Raw genomic sequence first — 18,468 nt, 5'->3', positions numbered from 1 at the left:
ATACTTATCCGATTATCCCCTTTTTCACTTCCAATGCTTTTATACTGTTATAGACAAATGATGTATATGGAATCTTATTATTATTTTTGTTTTCTATCAGGTAGCCTGTAATTGCTTCTATTTCCGTTTTTCTATTTTCTTTTATATCTTTACACATTGATGAAGTATTTTCCCTAGTTTTTTCAGTTACCTCGCAAACACGATCCCACTGTGCTGCAAATTCCAATCCTAAAACTAAAACAGCTTCCCTGCATAGTTCCTCGGCTAGCTTATGAATATATGAATTCGTAATAATATACCCATTCTTACAATCAAATAAAGCAGTTAAGGGATTTATAACAGCATTAATTACCAGTTTTTCAGCAAGTAGTTGTGACCAGCTTTTAGTTCTAACTACCGGGAAGGTCTGTTGATCTAGTAGTTGGACAAGTTCACTAGTCTCTTGTTCAGATTTATTATAACCAGCTAATTTAATTATCCCATCTCCTGAATGCATAACAGTATAATCATTTATTCTTAAGGCACCGTGTTCGACAACACCTAAATAAACTGGCTGGCTCATTTTTTTTACAAATTTGATATGTCCCATTCCATTTTGTAAAAATAATAACCGAGTCTTTGTATCAACCTTACTAAGCATTGGCAAAATAGAAGGTATTTGGGATTGTTTAACACAGATGATAATACAATCTTCTTTCTTCATATTTTCTATATGCATAGAGTTTACAATAAGAGGCTTTGTTAAATGCGAAAAAAACAGACCCTTGTTAATAATACTATCTCTCTGCTCATTTCTTTTTACATATACTGTAATATTATGACTAGATGATAAATATCCACTAACCAATAAGCCGATAGATCCTCCACCAATTACCCCGATATTCATTTGTCTCGCCTCACTTCAATTCCTTATGCAATATTGTACCAAAATACTGGACGAAATAGCTATCCAGAATGAATTATTCCTATCAAAAACGGTATTTAATTGGTTCCTTATTTCAAAATGTTTTTTTTTATATTATAATAGTATTGATAGAAAAACCAAAAGCATTTTGACATCATGTATTGAAAGCGGAATCAATTATTTACAATGAAAAGAAGCATTTATTTTCATTTTTCGCAACCACTTCAATAAAAGGGGGAAATTTTTATGCAACAAATAAAAGTCGAAAAACTATTGATCAATTATAAAACATTGGAAAGATTTAAGTACTTTAAGGCATATGGCAATCAGGAATTATCGATGTTGGATGACTTGCAGAATAACATTGTTGAGAATGATGTGGACTCACCATTTTACGGGATCTATTATGGTGATAACCTTGTGGCAAGGATGAGTTTGTATCGGGTAAAGAAAAAGTATGATGCCTATTTTGAACCGCCTCAGGACTATTTGACATTATGGAAGCTGGAAGTACTTCCAAATTATCGTGGTAAAGGGTTTGGAAAAGCATTAGTTGATTTTGCAAAAAGCTATAAATTACCAATTAAAACAAATCCTCGGATTAATTCCCATGTTTTTTGGGAAAAAATGGGCTTTCAAAAAGCTCGTTATGAAATGGAAAGAGACTTGGGAGAAAATCCACTAATTTGGCTGCCAGATGGGGTAAAAGAACAGGAAGCTCATTAAAACGAAAGACATGAATGATCGTATTTCATTCATGTCTTAATTTTTTTAGACTTCTCGACTAGTCTTCACCCATCCCCAAAGCTTCCCCATTTCTTGCCAAGCATTATCATAACGTAATAATTGCTGTTTTAATCGTTCATTTTCCTCTGTTAATTGTTCTACTATTTTTGTTTGTTCTTGTTGCATTGGATTTTCATCTGGAAAATTCAATTTCATTTTTTCTAACAATAAGATAGCTGTTTCTATTGTATTTTTTTCCTGATTCTCATGTTCGACAAGCTTCCATACTTCTTTGTTAGTCCCATGTTTTCTTTCTTCTTTTGCTAATTGGATTGCATCCTGATAGTTCTTGCGGATGGTTGCATTCCAGCGAAATCCACAAGCGGCAGATGTACGTGATAGTTGTTTTGCCACCTCTTTAAACGCTTCAAGCTGTGTTTTCCCTTCCCGTATATGACGAAGTACTGTTTCTGCAAGGATTATATCTTCGTCTTTTGTCCAAGCATCTTGCCTAGTTGCATTCATAACATCCCTCCTTATATTGCTATCAATGTATGCAAAAAATAGGAGTGATAGAATAAATGTTTTATATTTTTATTAAAAAAGCTCCAAGAAAACTATTTTCGACTTAAAAAATCCTTTATAGCATCTTTATGTTCCTTAGAATCCCATAAATTAGCACAATTACGAACTTCTTCATTCATCAAGGAAGCTAATCCAAGGGTTGCTATCTTTTTCTTATATTGATTTTTCAATACTTTCATTTGCTCATATGATTTCGATATATAAGGCTTTAATAGTTCCTTTTTATTATCCATTTCCTCCTTCGTTACTATGTGATTAATCCATCCCTGTTCTTTTAAGTAGACAGCCTCATAAATGTCTGCTTCCATCAACCATTGAAATGCGAAGTTTGGATTAACTTTCTCATATAGAAGTGCGCCACCGCCCCAGCCAGGGACAATGCCAAGCTTAGTTTGCACAAAGCCAAATATGCAATTTTCCTTAGCAATTCGTATATCACATGCTGTGGCAATTTCACATCCTCCTCCAAGTGCATCCCCATTAAGCAGACAGATTGTTGGTACTGGAAAAGATACAATTTCATATAGGATTTCTTTCATTGGATATAAATGCAAGAAAGCTTCATCAGGTGTTAAGCCTCCATGCAGTTCTTTTAAATCTCCACCTGCACAAAACATCTTATTTCCTGCTCCTGTTATTACTAGAAACTTGAGAGAATCCTGTTTTGCTTGCTTTAAACTATGATTTAATCCTCTAACCATTTCTTTGGATATTGCGTTATGTTTTTCGGTTCGTTGGATATAAATTTCCCCATAATTATCTTGATCGAATTTTCGATATAACACCGTCTCAGTCACTCAAATTCTCTCCCTTATGTATAAAAAAACAGATCACATTCAGGTTGTGATCTGTTTTTCAAGTGAAATTATTTACTTACCACTTCTTTACCATCATAATGTCCACATGATTTACAAACATGATGTGATTTTGTTAATTCACCACAATTTGAACATTCTACCATGCCAGGTACGTGTAATTTTTTATGAGTACGACGTTGATTTTTCACTTTTTTAGAAGTTCTACTTTTAGGTACTGCCATGACTTACACCTCCTTCATATAACGAAAGCAAAAACTTTAGAATATAATTCTTATTTTTCTTTCTTGTTATCATTGAACAAAGACTCCAATTTTTTAAAACGTGGATCTATCGTCGTTTCATTCGTATCCTCTGAAATAAATTCCCAATCTTGTCCTTTAACAGGAGCTGTTTCCTGGTCACTTGTATCTTTGGAAAATACTCGAAAAGGAATCTCTAATATAATATTTTCCTTTATATATGGAGATAAGTCAAGAACTTCTCCATTCACTGGATGAATTTCATTTTCCACTTCTTCTGTACCATAATAAGGCGATGTGGAAAACACCTCATCTGTATTTATTTCAAAGGGATATGGTACATCCACCAATGTACGTGCACAAGGTAAAATCATTTCTCCACTTATTATAAAAGAAACAATAATTTCCTCGCCCTGCTGGATGCATTTCCCGTGCACCCGAACAGGTTTAATCTCACGAATGTCATTATTCATTGTTTCCAATTCAGAAACATCAACCTTTTCATCAAAAGTGAAAGGTTGATTATAAGCACTTTTTTTAATTTGCGCTAATATAAATTTCATTGTAATCACCCCAAGGCAACAAGAGTTATTTTAAAAGAAAAATAGACTTTTGTCAACATATTTTCTTTACAGATAAACCAGTACTATTTTCAATGTGCACTACCTATTAATAGCATTCCCGGTCCATGTATCACTAATCATATTATTTCCTTCAGTCAGTTGCAATGTATCTTTTTTTTGGTACAATAATGATCACCAAGCCATGGATTGGAGTTGTTCTTAATGAATGCATGCGGTTTAATTGTTGAATACAATCCGTTTCATAATGGACATGTTTATCATATACAGGAAGCAAGAAAAAAAGCAAATGCCGACTGTATGATTGCTGTCATGAGCGGGAATTTTTTACAACGAGGTGAACCGGCAATAATTGATAAATTTCATCGCACCCGCGCCGCTCTCGAAACAGGGATAGACATCGTTTTGGAATTGCCATACCCTTATGCAGTACAAAGCAGTGATTTATTTGCAAAGGGTTCTGTTCAAACATTATATGAAGCAGGAGTTTTAAGTATTTGTTTTGGCAGTGAATCTGGTGATATAGCTCATTTTATTACAAGCTATGAAATCTTTAAAGAAAAAGAAGGACTATTTAAAGAAATGCTTCATTCGCATTTGGATCAGGGTTTGTCTTTTCCTGAAGCAAGCAAGCATGCCTATCAGAAAATCGGACTGTCAACGCAGAAAATGGATTTAACGAAACCAAATAATATACTTGGTTTCAGCTATGTGAAAGCAATCCTGGAAAAGGAATTGCCTATTCAGCCCTTAACGATCCAACGAACAAACAGTGGTTACCATCAGCAAACAATCACAGGCTCTATTGCAAGTGCCACAAGTATCAGAAAACAACTACTTGCCGAAAGATCTATCACTGAACAAGTAGTGAAAACGATGCCTAATGAAACAATGAACCAGCTAAAGGGTTATATGGATACTGCCGAAACCTGGCATACGTGGGAAAAATACTTTCAAATTGTTCATTATCGCGTAATGACCATGACTACTCAGGAGCTTGCCGAAATTCTTGGTGTTGAGGAAGGTTTAGAATATCGGATTAAAAAAACGGCGAAGAAAGCTGTATCCTTCAATGATTGGGTGGATCGGGTTAAAACTAAGCGATATACATGGACAAGAATTCAGCGGATATTTGTCCATATACTAACAAACACAAAGAAAGCTGATATGAAGTTGGCCGAAGCTGCTTCCACTGTTCCATACATCCGGCTGTTGGGAATGACTAAAACGGGACAGGCGTATTTAAATACTAGAAAAAGGAATCTGGATGTCCCCTTAATTTCCAGCTTTAATCGTAACAACAGTCCAATACTAGAAATAGAAGAAAAGGCTGCAAATGCATATTATAGTATACTTTCACCCAAGAACAGGCAACAGCTTTTTATGCAGGAATTACAGGCACCAATAATAATGGTGAAATAAAGTGAAACTTCATTCCGTGGGGGTTTCCCTTCCTCCCCCACCTACACATTTGGGATTTCGCACGCTTGATGGTGGGGGTATTGCAACCCGTTAATGCGTGATAAAAATGCATGCAGATAAAAAATCCTTACTTTTTCCGCAAGCTAAAGCCACTTTTCATTCGAGAAGTGGCTTTATGACACACTTCTATTTACTACACATAATCAAGAGAGCTAACTATTTTCAACAGATTATTTTCTCCTGGTATTTTATACCATATTCCATCAACCCATATCATATCCTCTAATCCATGTAGCAAATCATAATTAGAGTGAGTTAGTAAACCTGTTACATTAATTTTAGTGTCAGTCGAGCCCTGTCGATTTATATTAAGAAGATAAAATTAAAATAGACCTCTTAATGGTCTATTTTTTTATTTCAGTTGTTCTAAATAGTTCAGTGCATCTTCAAATGTATCTACTGGAACAATTTCCATCTCTGTTTCAATCGCTTCAGCAGTCTTTTTAGCAACCTGATAATTTGAATCCTCAGCTCCATCTTCATTTGGAGCAAAGAAGATATCAACACCCTCTTTATCTGCTGCAACTATTTTTTTATCGATTCCGCCAATTCGATATACTTTGCCGTTATAATCTATCTCACCTGTTCCGGCAATTTCATATCCTTTTGTCAGATCATTTTCTATTAGCTGATCATATATTTCCAATGAAAACATTAAACCCGCACTTGGTCCACCAATTCTTCCACTGGAAAAACGAACTTCTGGATTTACGCTGACACTGCGATCTGTCACCAACTGAATGCCTATTCCTATTTTATTATCCAATTCTGCAAATTTCTCCAATTGAATATCTTTTGTAATATTTTCTTCCTCCCTAACAACATCAAGCGTAATAATATCCTGAGCTTGTTTACCTTCAATAAAATTGATTAAATCATCGGCCTCTTTTATTTCATTTCCATCGAGTCCAATAATTCGATCACCCATCTGCAATATTCCATCAGCAGGCATTCCTTCTACAACAGAAACGACGTATACACCCTTATATTCAATCGTAATATCTTCATTTGCTGCTTCATAGGCAACAACTGTAGACGCTTCCTGAGAGTTTTCCATCATTTGCAGTTGTGCCTGCATATATTCCTGATCTGTAACCCCTTCTGGTCTTACAGCCTCAAGGGGCAGTATTTCATTATGTGGCATTACCTTAGCCCATAAATATTGTAATGGTGTTGCTTGACCTCCGCTAACCGTTACAAGATGCATATCGCCTTCACTCTCGTAACCATCTACTACTTCAACAATTGGATTTAGAGCATCTGCGCCACCAGGTTTTTGAATATAGTATGGAAGCTTATAGGAAGAAAGAAAAAATGCAACGATAATTACAATGAACAATGAAAATATATGTCTTTTTGAAAATCCCATGCTTTACCCCCGTCCATTAATTCAGGCAATTGACTTAAATTATATATCTTTTAGAAAGTGTATGGCATAAATAAGATGTGTATGTGCGTATATTGATAAAGACTTGTACAAATTGTGTAACAGCTAATATAAAGAACGAACTAGAATTATTCTACTATTAACGGATTAAGTTGTACAGAGCAAGGCTCTTACAGTAGGGGGCTTTATATTGAATCAAAAAATAAAAACGTTACTCTTTGCGGGCATTACAGTTTTTATCGTGTTCTCATTAATTAAATTTCCAGATGACGCATTAGAGGCTAGTATTCGTGGACTGAATATGTGGTGGGAAGTAGTCTTTCCGTCATTACTTCCATTCTTTATCATGGCAGAATTATTACTAGCTTTTGGTGTTGTTAAATTTCTAGGAGTTTTATTTGAACCAATTATGCGCCCATTATTTAATGTTCCTGGAGAAGGAAGCTTTGGTTGGATTATGGGAATGGCAAGTGGCTATCCTACGGGTGCTAAAATTGCAGCACGATTGCGTGAAGACAAACAAATTTCAAGAATTGAAGCAGAACGTCTAGTATCTTTTACGAATAATTCCAGTCCTTTGTTTATTTTTGGTGCAGTTTCCATTGGTTTTTTTGGTGATGCAAAGCTTGGAGTATTACTGGCAACATGTCATTATGTCGGTAATGCCATTGTCGGTATCTGTATGCGTTTTTACGGTCGTAAGGAAACGAAAGAGAAAGCAGAGAAACAAATGCATAATAGAAAAAATGTTTCTATTATCAGAGCATTCCGGGAAATGCATCGAACACGACTAAATGATCAGCGACCCTTTGGTGAAGTAGTTGGTGATGCTGTATTAAATTCCATTAAGACATTGGTCATGGTCGGTGGTTTTATCATACTTTTTTCTGTCCTGATCAAAATGATATTCCTGACTGGTGTTTCTCCGGTTATAGCGATCTTGTTTGAACAGTTACTTAAATTACTTACATTGCCGATTGAATTGGCACTTCCCTTCTTCTCAGGTTTATTTGAAATCACAATAGGTTCCAAATTAATTTCCGATTTAACGATAGATACACATTTGGCAAAAGCAATAGTGGTCAGTTTTATTCTAGGATTTAATGGTTTTTCAATTCAAGCACAGGTTGCAAGTATATTATCAAAAACAGATATTCGTTTTTCTCCTTATTTTTTTTCTAGAATTATTCATGGCACAGTTGCGAGTATTTTAACGATTATTCTATACAAGCCTTTGTATTTAAATAAACAGGCATTCGAACTGGATGATATTCCTGTGTCACAGGAAGTTACACAGAATATATGGATTGTCGCGCTTCATATTATTGAACTTGTTGGCCCATTACTAACCATTTCTTTTTTAGGAATTGCTGCATTTATTTTATATCGAAGAAGGAATTAGAAATCCCTACTAGTGTAGGCAGAACACAGAGGAAGTACATGTGCCCGAAGAATTAGCAGAGTGGGTTCTTAAAAAGGCTAGGGTCATACCCTAAGATCTGTCGAAAGGTTTTGCCGGATCAGGTTTTAGAACACAACCATCATTTAAATTAAAGAAAGCGTCAAAGAAAGGAATTTTCACTATGTCGCATTTCCTATCTACTGCGAGAATCAAAAAGTAACAAAGCTTAACAAAAGAAGAACAAATGCCCGGGGAATCCGTTTAGCGACGTACTGCCTGGACTGAACCGCTGGAGATAAAGGAAACTCAAGCGACCGGAGATAACCGATGTTGACTTTCACCACAAGGGTATAAGTGCGACTAAGCCTTTGGTTCCCAATCGGCAATTCTTCTTTATCGTACGGAGGTGAAGGGGAGTCTGCTATGACTTTAGCGCTGGAGCCGAACGTGGCTGATTCGGTTATTTTGTTATCCACAGCCCACAAATTATAAATTCCTAGACGATGATAAAAAAGATGTTGCAACTAGCTTATGCAACATCTTTTTATGCATATTCTATTTATATTTTTCTTTTAAAGCTTTCTCTACCACTTCTGGAACCAGATCCGAAACATTTGCTTTATATCTTGCAACTTCTTTGACAATACTTGAGCTTAAGAAAGAATATTGATTGTTTGTCATCATAAAAAATGTTTCAATATCCTGATTCAGTTTTCTGTTCATGGACGTAATTTGCATCTCATATTCGAAATCGCTGACTGCTCTTAACCCGCGAATAATAGCATGGGCATTCTGTTCCTTTGCATAGTCCATTAGTAAATGGTCAGAAGAGTCTACGGAAATATTCGTTAAATGTCTGGTAGCTTCCTTAATTAAATGTATTCTTTCCTCCACTGAAAACAACGGTGCCTTTGATTGATTATTAAACACTGCTACAATAACACGATCAAAAATACTTGCTCCCCGCTCGATGATATCTAAATGACCGAATGTAATCGGATCAAAACTCCCTGGACAAATTGCTAATTTTCCCATAGTAATTATTCCTCTCTAGTTCATTTGATAGATAGTTATCCCTATCGTTCCCCCATAGTTTTCTTGCTTCAATAATGAAAAATTATTGTGCCTTTTCGGTAATTTTTCGGAAATATCATGCTCACAATAAATGATTCCATTCTGCTTCATAAGTTGAAGTTTTACAATTTCATTTAAAAATTTTTCATAATCGACTTTTTTATATGGCGGATCAAGTAAAATTAAGTCAAATTGTAATTCTCTTTTTGCCGCTGCCTTTATTGCTCGAAAAGCATCAGTCCGAAAAACTTCCACCTTATGTTCAATTTCCATTGCTTTTACATTTTCATGTATAGTATGTATTGCTTTTGGCTGCTTATCAATAAACAGGCACAGATCCATTCCTCTGCTAATTGCTTCTATTCCTAGAGAACCACTACCTGCAAATAAATCCATTACCGTTCCGCCTTGAAAAAAAGGACCAATAACCTGGAAGACAGCTTCTTTCACCTTATCAGTTGTAGGTCTTGTCGATTTACCTGGAACAGCTTTTAGTTGTCTGCCTTTTAATTCACCTGCTATTACACGCACATGCTCACCTCAATTATACATTATACGACATTAATCCTATCATAGAGAAGATAAAAATAAAATATAAGCGTATAAAAATAATTCTCTTGTGCATAATAACATAATGAGGCAGCTAACTATTAGCTTGGTTGTTTCAAAACGCGGAGAAGACTTAAACTTCCCCATAAGTTCTTTCTCCGGTTTCTCCTCTCCCTTTGCCTTTTTGTTTTTCTCAGAAGGAAAACAAAGGGACCTGCAGAAATTATTTCTGCAGGTTTTTTCTATGGTTTTATTCGTAATTATTGTTGCACTATAACCTCTGCAGAGTTGATATAAACTGCGGCGTAATGAAAATCTTCTTCCGTAACGCTTTTTCTCGTTCTACTGATGGTTAAGTGCTTGGATTCGCTCTGGCATATTAATTCGCTTTTCATGGGCACGGTCTTCTTCTCAGAAGCAAGAACGCTTCTATATGGACCTCAGACATGTGCTGGGACTGCGATTACATGCCCTATCAAAACCTTTTTCCCATAGGAGACTGCTACGAGTAGCAAAAACGTTATTTATCCATATAAAAACCCTTTATGGATAATTGATAATCCATAAAGGGTTTAGATTCCCATTTTATAATCATATTGTTTTGCCTTATCTGGTTTTGCATTTTCAAAATTAGTCTCAACAAAGGGTTTATAAGACCGATCTACTTTGGATATAAATGAATGCTTTAATAATTTATATTCTACATTCGCTAGCTCTGACTGATCAACATAAATTACAGCATACTTTAATTTTTTTGATGCATAAATTAAATGACCATATCTTTTTATTTGTTTAATATTTTTCATATGTTGAAACCATATAATAAGTCCCTGTCGTTTCATTCTCATGATTCGTCCTCACTAACATTTCATTTCATTTCATTTCCAAATAGTGTATCAAAATAGGTAGGCAACTTCAATATATTTAGATCAGAAAAAACAAATACACTACGATGCACAACCACAACCACCACCACTTCCACAGCCGCAACCACTATCACTTAATGCAGCTCCGTCTTTAGGTGCTTTTATCTGATCACTAACACTCAGCGCTACATATTGACTAATTTCATCCAGGAGCTTCTGTAAGTTTCGTTCTGCAATTTTAAAAGTTGCCACTTTATCATTCATATCCATTTCCCGTTTAGTCGCACGAACTTTTTTCATAATTTCATTATAATCCGGATGGTATCTGCCAAACCGTTGTATATCGTCATATTGATCCTTTATATCTGCAAAAGCTTTAATAAGCTGTTGTGCTTCTTTATCTTCATTCAATGCTCTTTGAGAATTGTTGTAGGCTTCCATGACATCTGATTCCATTATCTTTTTCCCCAATGATTCAGATCGATCAAGGATATCTACATATTCCAGCGTAGCTATCATTCATTACACCTCCAACAATATCATATCATTTAATGGATGAGATGAAAATAATTAATCCTTCATAGCTCCAGCAAATTCGATTAACATTCCTATCATTTGTACTTGATTATTTATTTTTTCTACTCGTTGGGGAAATGTTTTACCGTAAAATATTTTTGCTTCTTTTTCCAACTCATGTATCCTATTGGGATCCCGAGAAAGATAGCGATACCAAATCGGATTATACCTAACAAACCTAACTAGATGGGGTTTATTGGATAAATAATTATAACTTATTGAATCCATTGCTTAACACCTCACTTAATCTCGAAACCAATTAAATGGATCTCCAGTACTGTTTTTTGGCTTTTTGGATTCTTGGTATTGACTTAATACATTTTGGACAGTAGTTATTGTATTACTCAATTGATGTACCTGCTCTTGTACTTTATTTATATCCATATTTTCCGTAAGCTTCATCAACTGTGTAAATAATTCAAAGTTCTTTTCCTTTGCGGATTCCGTTTTTTTTCCAGAAGTTTTATCATTAGTTTTATATTGATCCCAAAAAGGATCTTCTTCTCCAAGTAATGCCCATTGTTCATAATATTCCTGCCAGGATCTACCACTTTTTCTTATATTTTCAAGTAATTTCGGATGTTTATTGATAAATTGTTTAAACGCAATAACAGTCGGATCCAGTCTTTCTTCACTCAACTTCTTCACCTCATTAGCATAGTCATCTGTTACTAATTAATTTATGCTATTTTTAAATGACCTGTGAGGACAATTAAGCTCACCTGACAAATAAATAATAAGAATATCTTTTTTTACCGGACTTTTCGAACAATCTCCATATGTGCCTTTATATGCATTAATAGAACGATTCATTCTATTTCCTTGAGCAAAATCATAAGTATTATCAATTATTTTATGATATTATGATGAAAGGAATATGAGGTACAATTGATATGATTTACTTTTACATTGCAACTTACGTGAATTCGTACTATTATAGTTTAGTGAGGACAAATATGTGAGGTGGATAAGATGAGAATAGAAAATACTGGAATAGAAGATGTTATTATAGATTTAAAACCATTAGATCATTTAACAGGAAAACATGCTTTTATTCGTGCCGGTCAATGGGACTATGAACGAGTAACCTATGATTATAAAATTGGGTCAAAAGAAAAAAACATTACATATTATATTCGTATCCAAGGCTATGCCGTTGAAGGTGATGTAGACAGAGGTAATGCAGTTATTAAACTATTAACCCCTCTTCTAGGTAAACATTACTACCCACATGGTGTAGAATATGGCGAAAATGAGAACTTCCCGGAAAACCTGATAGAACGAGCCAATACTTTAGTATCAAAAGTTGCAGATGAAATTGCACAATATAAAAAGTAATTCTTGTAAAACCAACTGCCTGAATAAAGAATAAGAGCAGTTGGTTTTTAAATATCAATAATCTTAAATTTATCTACTAACATTCGGAGTATTATTCTGTTCAAAACGTCAATTCAATGCTATATTTTTTATATACATATTCGATTAAATTTATTTTCACTTGGAAAGGAGACATCGCATTACTTTGTTTCGTACCATTACCAAACGCCATTGGACACTTATCTTTTTAATACTATTTCTTTTATTGATATTTTTCTTCATCTTACCAATATCAGTTCCATTAATTATTGCATTTGTTACCACTCTTGTACTTAACCCATTAGTACGGGTTATTCAATCAAAGGTAAAAATAAACCGGAGAAACTCTGTTATAATAGTTTTTCTTCTATTTTTGCTCGTTATTGGACTTGCAGGCACTTTTGTTGTGACTAAAGCTGTAACACAGGTAGTTAATTTTGTAGAAGAGGTGCCCGCTCATTTCAATCAATTAAATGAAATCTACAAAGATTGGGAAGCAGACCTTCAACAATACACTGATAATTTACCTAAAGAGTTTGTTGATCAAGTTTCAGATAGTATCGAAGAAAATTTGACTTCATTAAGCAATACGGCAAAAGAAAAAATTACTTTAGATAACATAGCACAAATCTTTGCAAAAGTTCCTCAATATTTAATTAGTTTTCTTGTCTATTTAATTGCTTTATTTTTATTTATGCTTGAATTACCAATACTAAAATCAAAATCCTATAATCTGTTGACAAAAGAAACGGCAGAAAAGGTTTCCTTTATGAATAACAGACTTTCAAGTGTGTTTTTTGGTTTTTTTAAGGCGCAATTTTTAGTAAGTCTAATCATATTAGCTGTTACCTTAATCGGATTATTCATCATTACTCCAGAGGTTGCAATAATCATGTCTCTTATCATCTGGATTGTTGACCTTATCCCTATTATTGGATCGGTCATCGTATTAGGACCATGGGCATTGTTCCTATTATTAGCAGGGGATACAAGTACAGGAATCCAATTAGCAGTCTTAGCGGTAATCTTACTAGCAATTAGAAGAACTATCGAGCCGAAGGTCATGGGACAGCATATTGGATTATCTCCACTAGCAACCCTAATTGCTATGTTTTTAGGTTTAAAGTTACTAGGTATTTTTGGGTTTATTCTCGGCCCATTGCTGGTTATTGCGTTTAATTCAGCAAAAGAAGCTGGAATTATTAAATGGAATGTGAAAATATAACGAATTTGTACATTATATGATGAAAGAGGCTGCCTCATCCAAGGTTGGTATTAACAACCAGCTGAGACAGCCTCCTTCTTTTTTTACGAACCTAATATTGCTCTAATCATACTTGTTGTTTCTCCACCTTCAAAAAATATATACAATAGTAGATAAACCACAAACCCTGTCAGTGCACTGAAAAACCAAATAATACTAGTAACAGGACCAATCTTCCTATGAATTTTGATTTTTCGCTTCAAAGCTAATGTAAGCGTAACTAATCCAAACACAGCACCTGTTGTTGCCAATGTAATATGAAATATTAGAAAGATCGTATAATATATTTTTAAATCATCTGGTCCACCGAAACTAGTGTTGCCAACAAAAACTGTTCTTGAAATATAAATAATAAAAAACAATAGTGCGCTTATCGCAGCAGAAATCATAGTTCTTTTATGAGCTTTTGCATTTCCTTTACTTATAAGTCTCCAGCCTATTGCTACTAGAACGGCACTTAAAAGAATAAAAAACGTACTTATAGTTGGTAAAAAAGGCATTTGAGCACAATTCCTTTCCTCATCAAAACATCGTGATCTTAGTTCTTTTTTAAATTTGAAAAATTAATTTGATTCTGCAGGCAATGGATCAACTTTTAGACTTTCTCTATTAAACCATTTATAGAAAACACGTCCTAAAATAATCCCATACGTAATTTCCTGCATGATTTTCATAATAATTCCACCTAATTGCTGGTCTTCCAATGTACTCATGGATGAAAACATCTCCGGTCCTGAAATGGCAAAGGTAATTCCCTGTAATACGTCTCCAGGAACACATAAGGCCATTGCTTGTAACCATGCCCCATCCTGACTATATGCTGCAAACAGAGGATGATCAGCAAATATAATCAAAACACATGCTGGTGTAATTAGTACTCCATTCGCAAAAATATAAGCTATTTTAAGGAGAGGATTCAATGTATCATATTCCTTGATCGGTGTAATGATAGGCCACCACACGATAAATGCAGCAACTAAAATAATAAGTGAAATTGACGTATGTGCAATCTGTGATGATTTTGCAAAATCAAATACAGCTGGTATGTGATACAGTGAAAATAATGAATTAAATAACAACAATGAAATAAGCGGTTTTGTTAACAGCTTTAAAACTGGTCTAACTGCACGTAGGTTAACAAACTTAAACCAAATCCACTCTGGGACACCCTTAATAACCAATATAGGAAATATGAGATAATAAATGGCCATTTGAATCATATGTGCTGTTAGTGTAATATGCGTTAAAAGGTCGATAGGAGAACCTTTTATAGCATATAGTAAAAACAGTGCCAGATAAAAGAATGTTTGTTGTTTTCCAGATGGTTTCTCTGTACCACCAAATTTATAACGATATGGACCAGTAATTAAAAAGTACAATACCCCTAAACTAAATACAAAAAGCAAGAAATATGGACTCCATAATGCCCGAAACCCAAATATTTGTAGTTCTAACCACATGTTTATTCACTCCATATAACGGATTGTATCTATCTATTATAACGTATTTTACTTTAGGATAAACATCATTAATGTGACATTTTAGTAAACAATATTACATTCCAAAAACAATACTTAGTAATCTTAACTAATCGTTTAGGAAACACCTGAAAGCGTATGTTGCTTTATTTTAGAAATCATTCTAATCCGAAGTGCAAACATTCATTCGATAAAAATTGCTTTTCGATTACGACGAAAATGCTTCAAAGTGTTATGCATACACTAATACTGAATCACTTATAAAAATATACATTTTTCTGCCGTAAAAAAAGATCGGGAAAGCCTCCCCGATCTTTTTTTTTATTCATTTACCACCAAGCAATTAAGGTTAAAGCCGCTATTGTTAGTACTGCAGCCCATACCCCACCGTATATCATGGTAGAAGGCATCTCATGTCCTTTATCTTTCAAATGCATAAAATAATAAAACTGAAAGCCTACCTGAACGATAGCTAATATAAACAAGAGGGGAATAACAAACATTTTTTGCATTATTCCGGATCCTACAATTGCGAATGCTACAATGGTGAATGCAATCATCAACACAAAGGTAATCACTTGTTTTTTCATTTCCGCTTTGTTTTTTTGCCTCTGGAACGAATCAATTTTATTGGTACTGGTGTTTTCTGTCATTGATTAAACCACCTTTCCCATTAAATATACAACTGTAAAGATAAATACCCAAACAACATCAATAAAATGCCAGTATAGACTAAATGTGTTAAATTTAGGAGCATTATATAAATTTAATCCTCTTTTAGCATTACGTACCATCAAAGTAATTAGCCAGCTTAGTCCGAATATAACGTGCCCCCCGTGAAAACTGACTAATGTATAAAAGGCTGAACCAAACGCAGATGAACGGAAGGTAAATTCGTAATCTATAATATAGTGTGCGAACTCATAAATTTCACATGCAAGGAAACCTAGCCCAAGTAGTGCTGTTATTCCAAGCCATAATTGCATTTTCTTAAAATCATTGTTTTTCATATGATACATTGCATAAACACTTGTTAAAGAACTGGTCAATAGCAAGATTGTCATTAGAAAAACTAGTTCCAATCCAAACAAATCATTTGAAGTCGGTCCGTCTGCAGTTGAATTTTTCAAAGCAAGATACGTTCCAAATAAACTTGCGAATAGAACTGTTTCACCACCAAGGAAGAACCATAGGCCAAGAAATTTATTCTTGCCTTCAAGGGTTGCTTTTTCTGGTTCTTGTGGCATCGTTTCTGGATTTAAGGAATGATCTTGACTCATATTAGTCAGCCTCCCTTTCAAGTTCTTCTTTGTGTATATGATAACCATGATCATCTTTAAGTGACCTTATAAGCATGGATCCAATAGCTGTTGCCATCCCCACATATACAGCTATTAACCACCAGCTATTATCAACTTGGAAAATGAAACCAAATCCAGCTATGAAGAATCCAAGTGACATAATAAACGGTAAAATAGAACTGTTCGGCATATGAATATCTCCCAATGGTTCTGCAGGAGTCATTTTTTCATGTCCTTCCGTTTTTTCAATCCATAAAGGATCTAGTCCACGAACAAGTGGTAGCTGCTTAAAGTTATAGTGAACTGGAGGGGAAGCAGTTGTCCACTCTAAAGTACGACCATCATATGGATCTGCAGGTGCCTTTTCTCCTTTAATTGCTGTGTGAATAATGTTATATAAGAACACAATCACAGCAATCGCCATCAGGAGTGCACCAATTGTACTAATAAGGTTACCTAACTCCAATTCCTGGTCTTCAAGGAAAACCCAATAACGCCTTGGCATCCCCATCAATCCAAGGAAATGCTGAATAAAGAATGTTAAATGAAATCCGATCATAAATAACCAAAACGTGAATTTACCCATTCCTTCATGCAGGATTCTGCCAAATATTTTTGGCCACCAATAATGTAGACCTGCTAAAATTCCAAATACGGTTCCACCAACAATTACATAGTGGAAGTGTGCAACCACGAAATACGTATCATGGTACTGGTAGTCAGCTACAGATGAACCTAGCATAACACCAGTCATACCACCAATTGTAAATGTCGGAATAAAACCTAATGACCAAAGCATGGCAGAATTAATTTTAATACTTCCGCCCCACATGGTTGCTAACCAGTTAAATATTTTTATTCCAGTCGGTACTGCAATAGCCATTGTTGCTATGGCAAAGATTGAGTTTGCTACAGGTCCCAGACCAACTGTGAACATATGATGTGCCCAGACCATAAACCCTAGAAAAGCAATCAGCATGGTTGCAAAAACCATTGCTGTATATCCAAACAACCTTTTCTTGGAAAATGTGGAGAATATATCACTAAATAATCCAAATGCAGGTAAGATCAGAATATAAACTTCCGGGTGACCAAATATCCAGAATAAGTGCTGCCATATGATTGCATTACCACCTAAAGCAACATCAAAAAATGCTGAACCAAACATACGGTCAAACATTAACAAGAATAAACCAATTGTTAATGCCGGAAAAGCAAATAATATTAAAACACTTGTAATAAACGTAGCCCAAGTGAATAACGGCATACGCATATACGTCATACCTGGTGCACGCATTGTAACAACAGTAACTAGGAAGTTAATACCACCTATTAATGTACCTGCACCAGCTATCTGCAGACCTAATACATAAAAATCCACACCATGTCCAGGAGATTGAATGGAAAGCGGTGCATAAGAAGTCCACCCAGCGTCTGGTGCTCCTCCTAAAAACCAGCTACAGTTTAATAAAAGACCACCAAACATAAATAGCCATAAGCCTAATGAATTTAAAAACGGAAATGCAACATCACGTGCACCTATTTGCAGTGGCATGACTGCATTCATTAAACCCAGTAATAACGGCATGGCTGCAAGGAAAATCATTGTCGTACCATGCATTGTAATCATTTCATTGTACAAACCTGCACTTATGAAGTCATTTTCAGGTTTTATTAATTGAATCCGGATAATTAAAGCTTCTAATCCACCAAGCAGGAAAAAGAAACCACCGCCAAATAAATATAGATGTGCTATTTTTTTATGGTCAACAGTGGTTAAATAATCCCACAAAACAACTCCGAAGCCTCTTTTTTGAGTAGCTGCTATACTCAAGATTTAAACCTCCCTTTATACATGTACCATCCCTGTTATTATTTGT

Annotated in this window: 22 protein-coding genes; 5 read left to right on the top strand and 17 right to left on the bottom strand. The window is 34.9% G+C overall.

Annotated elements, in window-relative coordinates:
- Positions 1 to 4: 4 nt before the first annotated feature.
- Complete coding sequence (locus AC6HVZ_RS01255) at positions 5 to 886, bottom strand: 2-dehydropantoate 2-reductase (protein ID WP_497556307.1); 882 nt, start codon at positions 884 to 886, stop codon at positions 5 to 7.
- A 264-nt stretch (positions 887 to 1,150) separates the two neighbouring features.
- Between AC6HVZ_RS01255 and AC6HVZ_RS01250 the strand changes: the two genes are divergently transcribed.
- On the top strand, positions 1,151 to 1,630 hold the full coding sequence (locus tag AC6HVZ_RS01250) for an N-acetyltransferase (RefSeq protein WP_497556306.1): 480 nt from the start codon (positions 1,151 to 1,153) through the stop codon (positions 1,628 to 1,630).
- A gap of 45 nt (positions 1,631 to 1,675) precedes the next feature.
- Here AC6HVZ_RS01250 and AC6HVZ_RS01245 read toward each other — a convergent pair whose 3' ends face one another.
- The 4 genes from AC6HVZ_RS01245 to AC6HVZ_RS01230 all read right to left on the bottom strand — a co-directional run bounded on the left by AC6HVZ_RS01245 (position 1,676) and on the right by AC6HVZ_RS01230 (position 3,835).
- The gene (locus AC6HVZ_RS01245) at positions 1,676 to 2,155 is read right to left on the bottom strand and encodes an RsfA family transcriptional regulator (RefSeq protein WP_497556305.1); all 480 of its coding nucleotides are present in this window, start codon (positions 2,153 to 2,155) and stop codon (positions 1,676 to 1,678) included.
- Positions 2,156 to 2,247: 92 nt separating this feature from the next.
- On the bottom strand, positions 2,248 to 3,012 hold the full coding sequence (locus tag AC6HVZ_RS01240) for an enoyl-CoA hydratase/isomerase family protein (protein WP_497556304.1): 765 nt from the start codon (positions 3,010 to 3,012) through the stop codon (positions 2,248 to 2,250).
- Positions 3,013 to 3,080: 68 nt separating this feature from the next.
- On the bottom strand, positions 3,081 to 3,254 hold the full coding sequence (gene rpmF / locus AC6HVZ_RS01235; protein ID WP_095655096.1) for a 50S ribosomal protein L32: 174 nt from the start codon (positions 3,252 to 3,254) through the stop codon (positions 3,081 to 3,083).
- 50 nt (positions 3,255 to 3,304) lie between these two features.
- On the bottom strand, positions 3,305 to 3,835 hold the full coding sequence (locus AC6HVZ_RS01230; RefSeq protein ID WP_497556303.1) for a YceD family protein: 531 nt from the start codon (positions 3,833 to 3,835) through the stop codon (positions 3,305 to 3,307).
- Positions 3,836 to 4,057: 222 nt separating this feature from the next.
- On the opposite strand from AC6HVZ_RS01230, the gene AC6HVZ_RS01225 reads away from it, so the two are divergent.
- Positions 4,058 to 5,275: a nucleotidyltransferase gene (locus AC6HVZ_RS01225; RefSeq protein ID WP_497556302.1), complete on the top strand. Its 1,218-nt coding sequence runs from the start codon at positions 4,058 to 4,060 to the stop codon at positions 5,273 to 5,275.
- A gap of 412 nt (positions 5,276 to 5,687) precedes the next feature.
- Here AC6HVZ_RS01225 and AC6HVZ_RS01220 read toward each other — a convergent pair whose 3' ends face one another.
- Complete coding sequence (locus AC6HVZ_RS01220) at positions 5,688 to 6,704, bottom strand: SepM family pheromone-processing serine protease (protein ID WP_497556301.1); 1,017 nt, start codon at positions 6,702 to 6,704, stop codon at positions 5,688 to 5,690.
- Between the two features lie 208 nt (positions 6,705 to 6,912).
- On the opposite strand from AC6HVZ_RS01220, the gene ylbJ reads away from it, so the two are divergent.
- Positions 6,913 to 8,124 (top strand): sporulation integral membrane protein YlbJ, encoded by a 1,212-nt coding sequence (ylbJ, locus tag AC6HVZ_RS01215; protein WP_497556300.1) that lies wholly within the window; start codon positions 6,913 to 6,915, stop codon positions 8,122 to 8,124.
- Between the two features lie 555 nt (positions 8,125 to 8,679).
- On the opposite strand, the gene coaD is transcribed toward ylbJ, so the two are convergent.
- The 6 genes from coaD to AC6HVZ_RS01185 form a co-directional block, all read right to left on the bottom strand.
- Positions 8,680 to 9,159, bottom strand: coding sequence for a pantetheine-phosphate adenylyltransferase (coaD, locus tag AC6HVZ_RS01210; protein WP_497556299.1), 480 nt, complete (start codon positions 9,157 to 9,159; stop codon positions 8,680 to 8,682).
- Positions 9,160 to 9,174: 15 nt separating this feature from the next.
- Positions 9,175 to 9,729 (bottom strand): 16S rRNA (guanine(966)-N(2))-methyltransferase RsmD, encoded by a 555-nt coding sequence (gene rsmD / locus AC6HVZ_RS01205; RefSeq protein WP_497556298.1) that lies wholly within the window; start codon positions 9,727 to 9,729, stop codon positions 9,175 to 9,177.
- Positions 9,730 to 10,319: 590 nt separating this feature from the next.
- Positions 10,320 to 10,595, bottom strand: coding sequence for a YlbG family protein (locus AC6HVZ_RS01200; RefSeq protein WP_497556297.1), 276 nt, complete (start codon positions 10,593 to 10,595; stop codon positions 10,320 to 10,322).
- 99 nt (positions 10,596 to 10,694) lie between these two features.
- The gene (locus tag AC6HVZ_RS01195) at positions 10,695 to 11,132 is read right to left on the bottom strand and encodes a YlbF/YmcA family competence regulator (RefSeq protein ID WP_497556296.1); all 438 of its coding nucleotides are present in this window, start codon (positions 11,130 to 11,132) and stop codon (positions 10,695 to 10,697) included.
- A gap of 51 nt (positions 11,133 to 11,183) precedes the next feature.
- Entirely contained in the window at positions 11,184 to 11,417 is a 234-nt protein-coding gene (locus AC6HVZ_RS01190; RefSeq protein WP_497556295.1) for a YlbE-like family protein, read from the bottom strand.
- 15 nt (positions 11,418 to 11,432) lie between these two features.
- Entirely contained in the window at positions 11,433 to 11,837 is a 405-nt protein-coding gene (locus AC6HVZ_RS01185; RefSeq protein ID WP_497556294.1) for a YlbD family protein, read from the bottom strand.
- Positions 11,838 to 12,161: 324 nt separating this feature from the next.
- On the opposite strand from AC6HVZ_RS01185, the gene AC6HVZ_RS01180 reads away from it, so the two are divergent.
- Positions 12,162 to 12,527, top strand: coding sequence for a YugN family protein (locus tag AC6HVZ_RS01180; protein ID WP_497556293.1), 366 nt, complete (start codon positions 12,162 to 12,164; stop codon positions 12,525 to 12,527).
- 184 nt (positions 12,528 to 12,711) lie between these two features.
- Entirely contained in the window at positions 12,712 to 13,770 is a 1,059-nt protein-coding gene (gene ytvI / locus AC6HVZ_RS01175) for a sporulation integral membrane protein YtvI (RefSeq protein WP_497556292.1), read from the top strand.
- Positions 13,771 to 13,853: 83 nt separating this feature from the next.
- On the opposite strand, the gene AC6HVZ_RS01170 is transcribed toward ytvI, so the two are convergent.
- From AC6HVZ_RS01170 to ctaD, 5 genes are all read right to left on the bottom strand, one after another.
- Positions 13,854 to 14,309, bottom strand: a complete 456-nt coding sequence (locus AC6HVZ_RS01170; protein ID WP_497556291.1) for a DUF420 domain-containing protein — start codon at positions 14,307 to 14,309, stop codon at positions 13,854 to 13,856.
- Positions 14,310 to 14,372: 63 nt separating this feature from the next.
- Complete coding sequence (ctaG, locus tag AC6HVZ_RS01165; RefSeq protein ID WP_497556290.1) at positions 14,373 to 15,269, bottom strand: cytochrome c oxidase assembly factor CtaG; 897 nt, start codon at positions 15,267 to 15,269, stop codon at positions 14,373 to 14,375.
- A 347-nt stretch (positions 15,270 to 15,616) separates the two neighbouring features.
- Positions 15,617 to 15,940: a cytochrome c oxidase subunit IVB gene (gene ctaF, locus AC6HVZ_RS01160; protein WP_497556289.1), complete on the bottom strand. Its 324-nt coding sequence runs from the start codon at positions 15,938 to 15,940 to the stop codon at positions 15,617 to 15,619.
- A 3-nt stretch (positions 15,941 to 15,943) separates the two neighbouring features.
- Positions 15,944 to 16,567, bottom strand: coding sequence for a cytochrome (ubi)quinol oxidase subunit III (locus tag AC6HVZ_RS01155; RefSeq protein ID WP_497556288.1), 624 nt, complete (start codon positions 16,565 to 16,567; stop codon positions 15,944 to 15,946).
- A 1-nt stretch (position 16,568) separates the two neighbouring features.
- Complete coding sequence (gene ctaD, locus AC6HVZ_RS01150) at positions 16,569 to 18,422, bottom strand: cytochrome c oxidase subunit I (protein ID WP_497556287.1); 1,854 nt, start codon at positions 18,420 to 18,422, stop codon at positions 16,569 to 16,571.
- Positions 18,423 to 18,468 lie beyond the last annotated feature (46 nt).

It is taken from the genome of Oceanobacillus sp. NCCP-135, from assembly GCF_059698015.1.
The sequence above is the reverse complement of the archived record's forward strand: the minus strand, read 5'-3'. Positions and strand labels throughout refer to the sequence as shown.

Excerpts from the sequence above, each read along its gene's own strand:
- AC6HVZ_RS01255 (WP_497556307.1), bottom strand. The coding sequence starts at position 886 with ATGAATATCGGGGTAATTGGTGGAGGATCTATCGGCTTATTGGTTAGT.
- AC6HVZ_RS01250 (WP_497556306.1), top strand. The coding sequence starts at position 1,151 with ATGCAACAAATAAAAGTCGAAAAACTATTGATCAATTATAAAACATTG.
- AC6HVZ_RS01245 (WP_497556305.1), bottom strand. The coding sequence starts at position 2,155 with ATGAATGCAACTAGGCAAGATGCTTGGACAAAAGACGAAGATATAATC.
- rpmF (WP_095655096.1), bottom strand. The coding sequence starts at position 3,254 with ATGGCAGTACCTAAAAGTAGAACTTCTAAAAAAGTGAAAAATCAACGT.
- AC6HVZ_RS01230 (WP_497556303.1), bottom strand. The coding sequence starts at position 3,835 with ATGAAATTTATATTAGCGCAAATTAAAAAAAGTGCTTATAATCAACCT.
- AC6HVZ_RS01225 (WP_497556302.1), top strand. The coding sequence starts at position 4,058 with ATGAATGCATGCGGTTTAATTGTTGAATACAATCCGTTTCATAATGGA.
- AC6HVZ_RS01220 (WP_497556301.1), bottom strand. The coding sequence starts at position 6,704 with ATGGGATTTTCAAAAAGACATATATTTTCATTGTTCATTGTAATTATC.
- coaD (WP_497556299.1), bottom strand. The coding sequence starts at position 9,159 with ATGGGAAAATTAGCAATTTGTCCAGGGAGTTTTGATCCGATTACATTC.
- AC6HVZ_RS01200 (WP_497556297.1), bottom strand. The coding sequence starts at position 10,595 with ATGAGAATGAAACGACAGGGACTTATTATATGGTTTCAACATATGAAA.
- AC6HVZ_RS01195 (WP_497556296.1), bottom strand. The coding sequence starts at position 11,132 with ATGATAGCTACGCTGGAATATGTAGATATCCTTGATCGATCTGAATCA.
- AC6HVZ_RS01190 (WP_497556295.1), bottom strand. The coding sequence starts at position 11,417 with ATGGATTCAATAAGTTATAATTATTTATCCAATAAACCCCATCTAGTT.
- AC6HVZ_RS01180 (WP_497556293.1), top strand. The coding sequence starts at position 12,162 with ATGAGAATAGAAAATACTGGAATAGAAGATGTTATTATAGATTTAAAA.
- AC6HVZ_RS01170 (WP_497556291.1), bottom strand. The coding sequence starts at position 14,309 with ATGCCTTTTTTACCAACTATAAGTACGTTTTTTATTCTTTTAAGTGCC.
- ctaG (WP_497556290.1), bottom strand. The coding sequence starts at position 15,269 with ATGTGGTTAGAACTACAAATATTTGGGTTTCGGGCATTATGGAGTCCA.
- ctaF (WP_497556289.1), bottom strand. The coding sequence starts at position 15,940 with ATGACAGAAAACACCAGTACCAATAAAATTGATTCGTTCCAGAGGCAA.
- AC6HVZ_RS01155 (WP_497556288.1), bottom strand. The coding sequence starts at position 16,567 with ATGAGTCAAGATCATTCCTTAAATCCAGAAACGATGCCACAAGAACCA.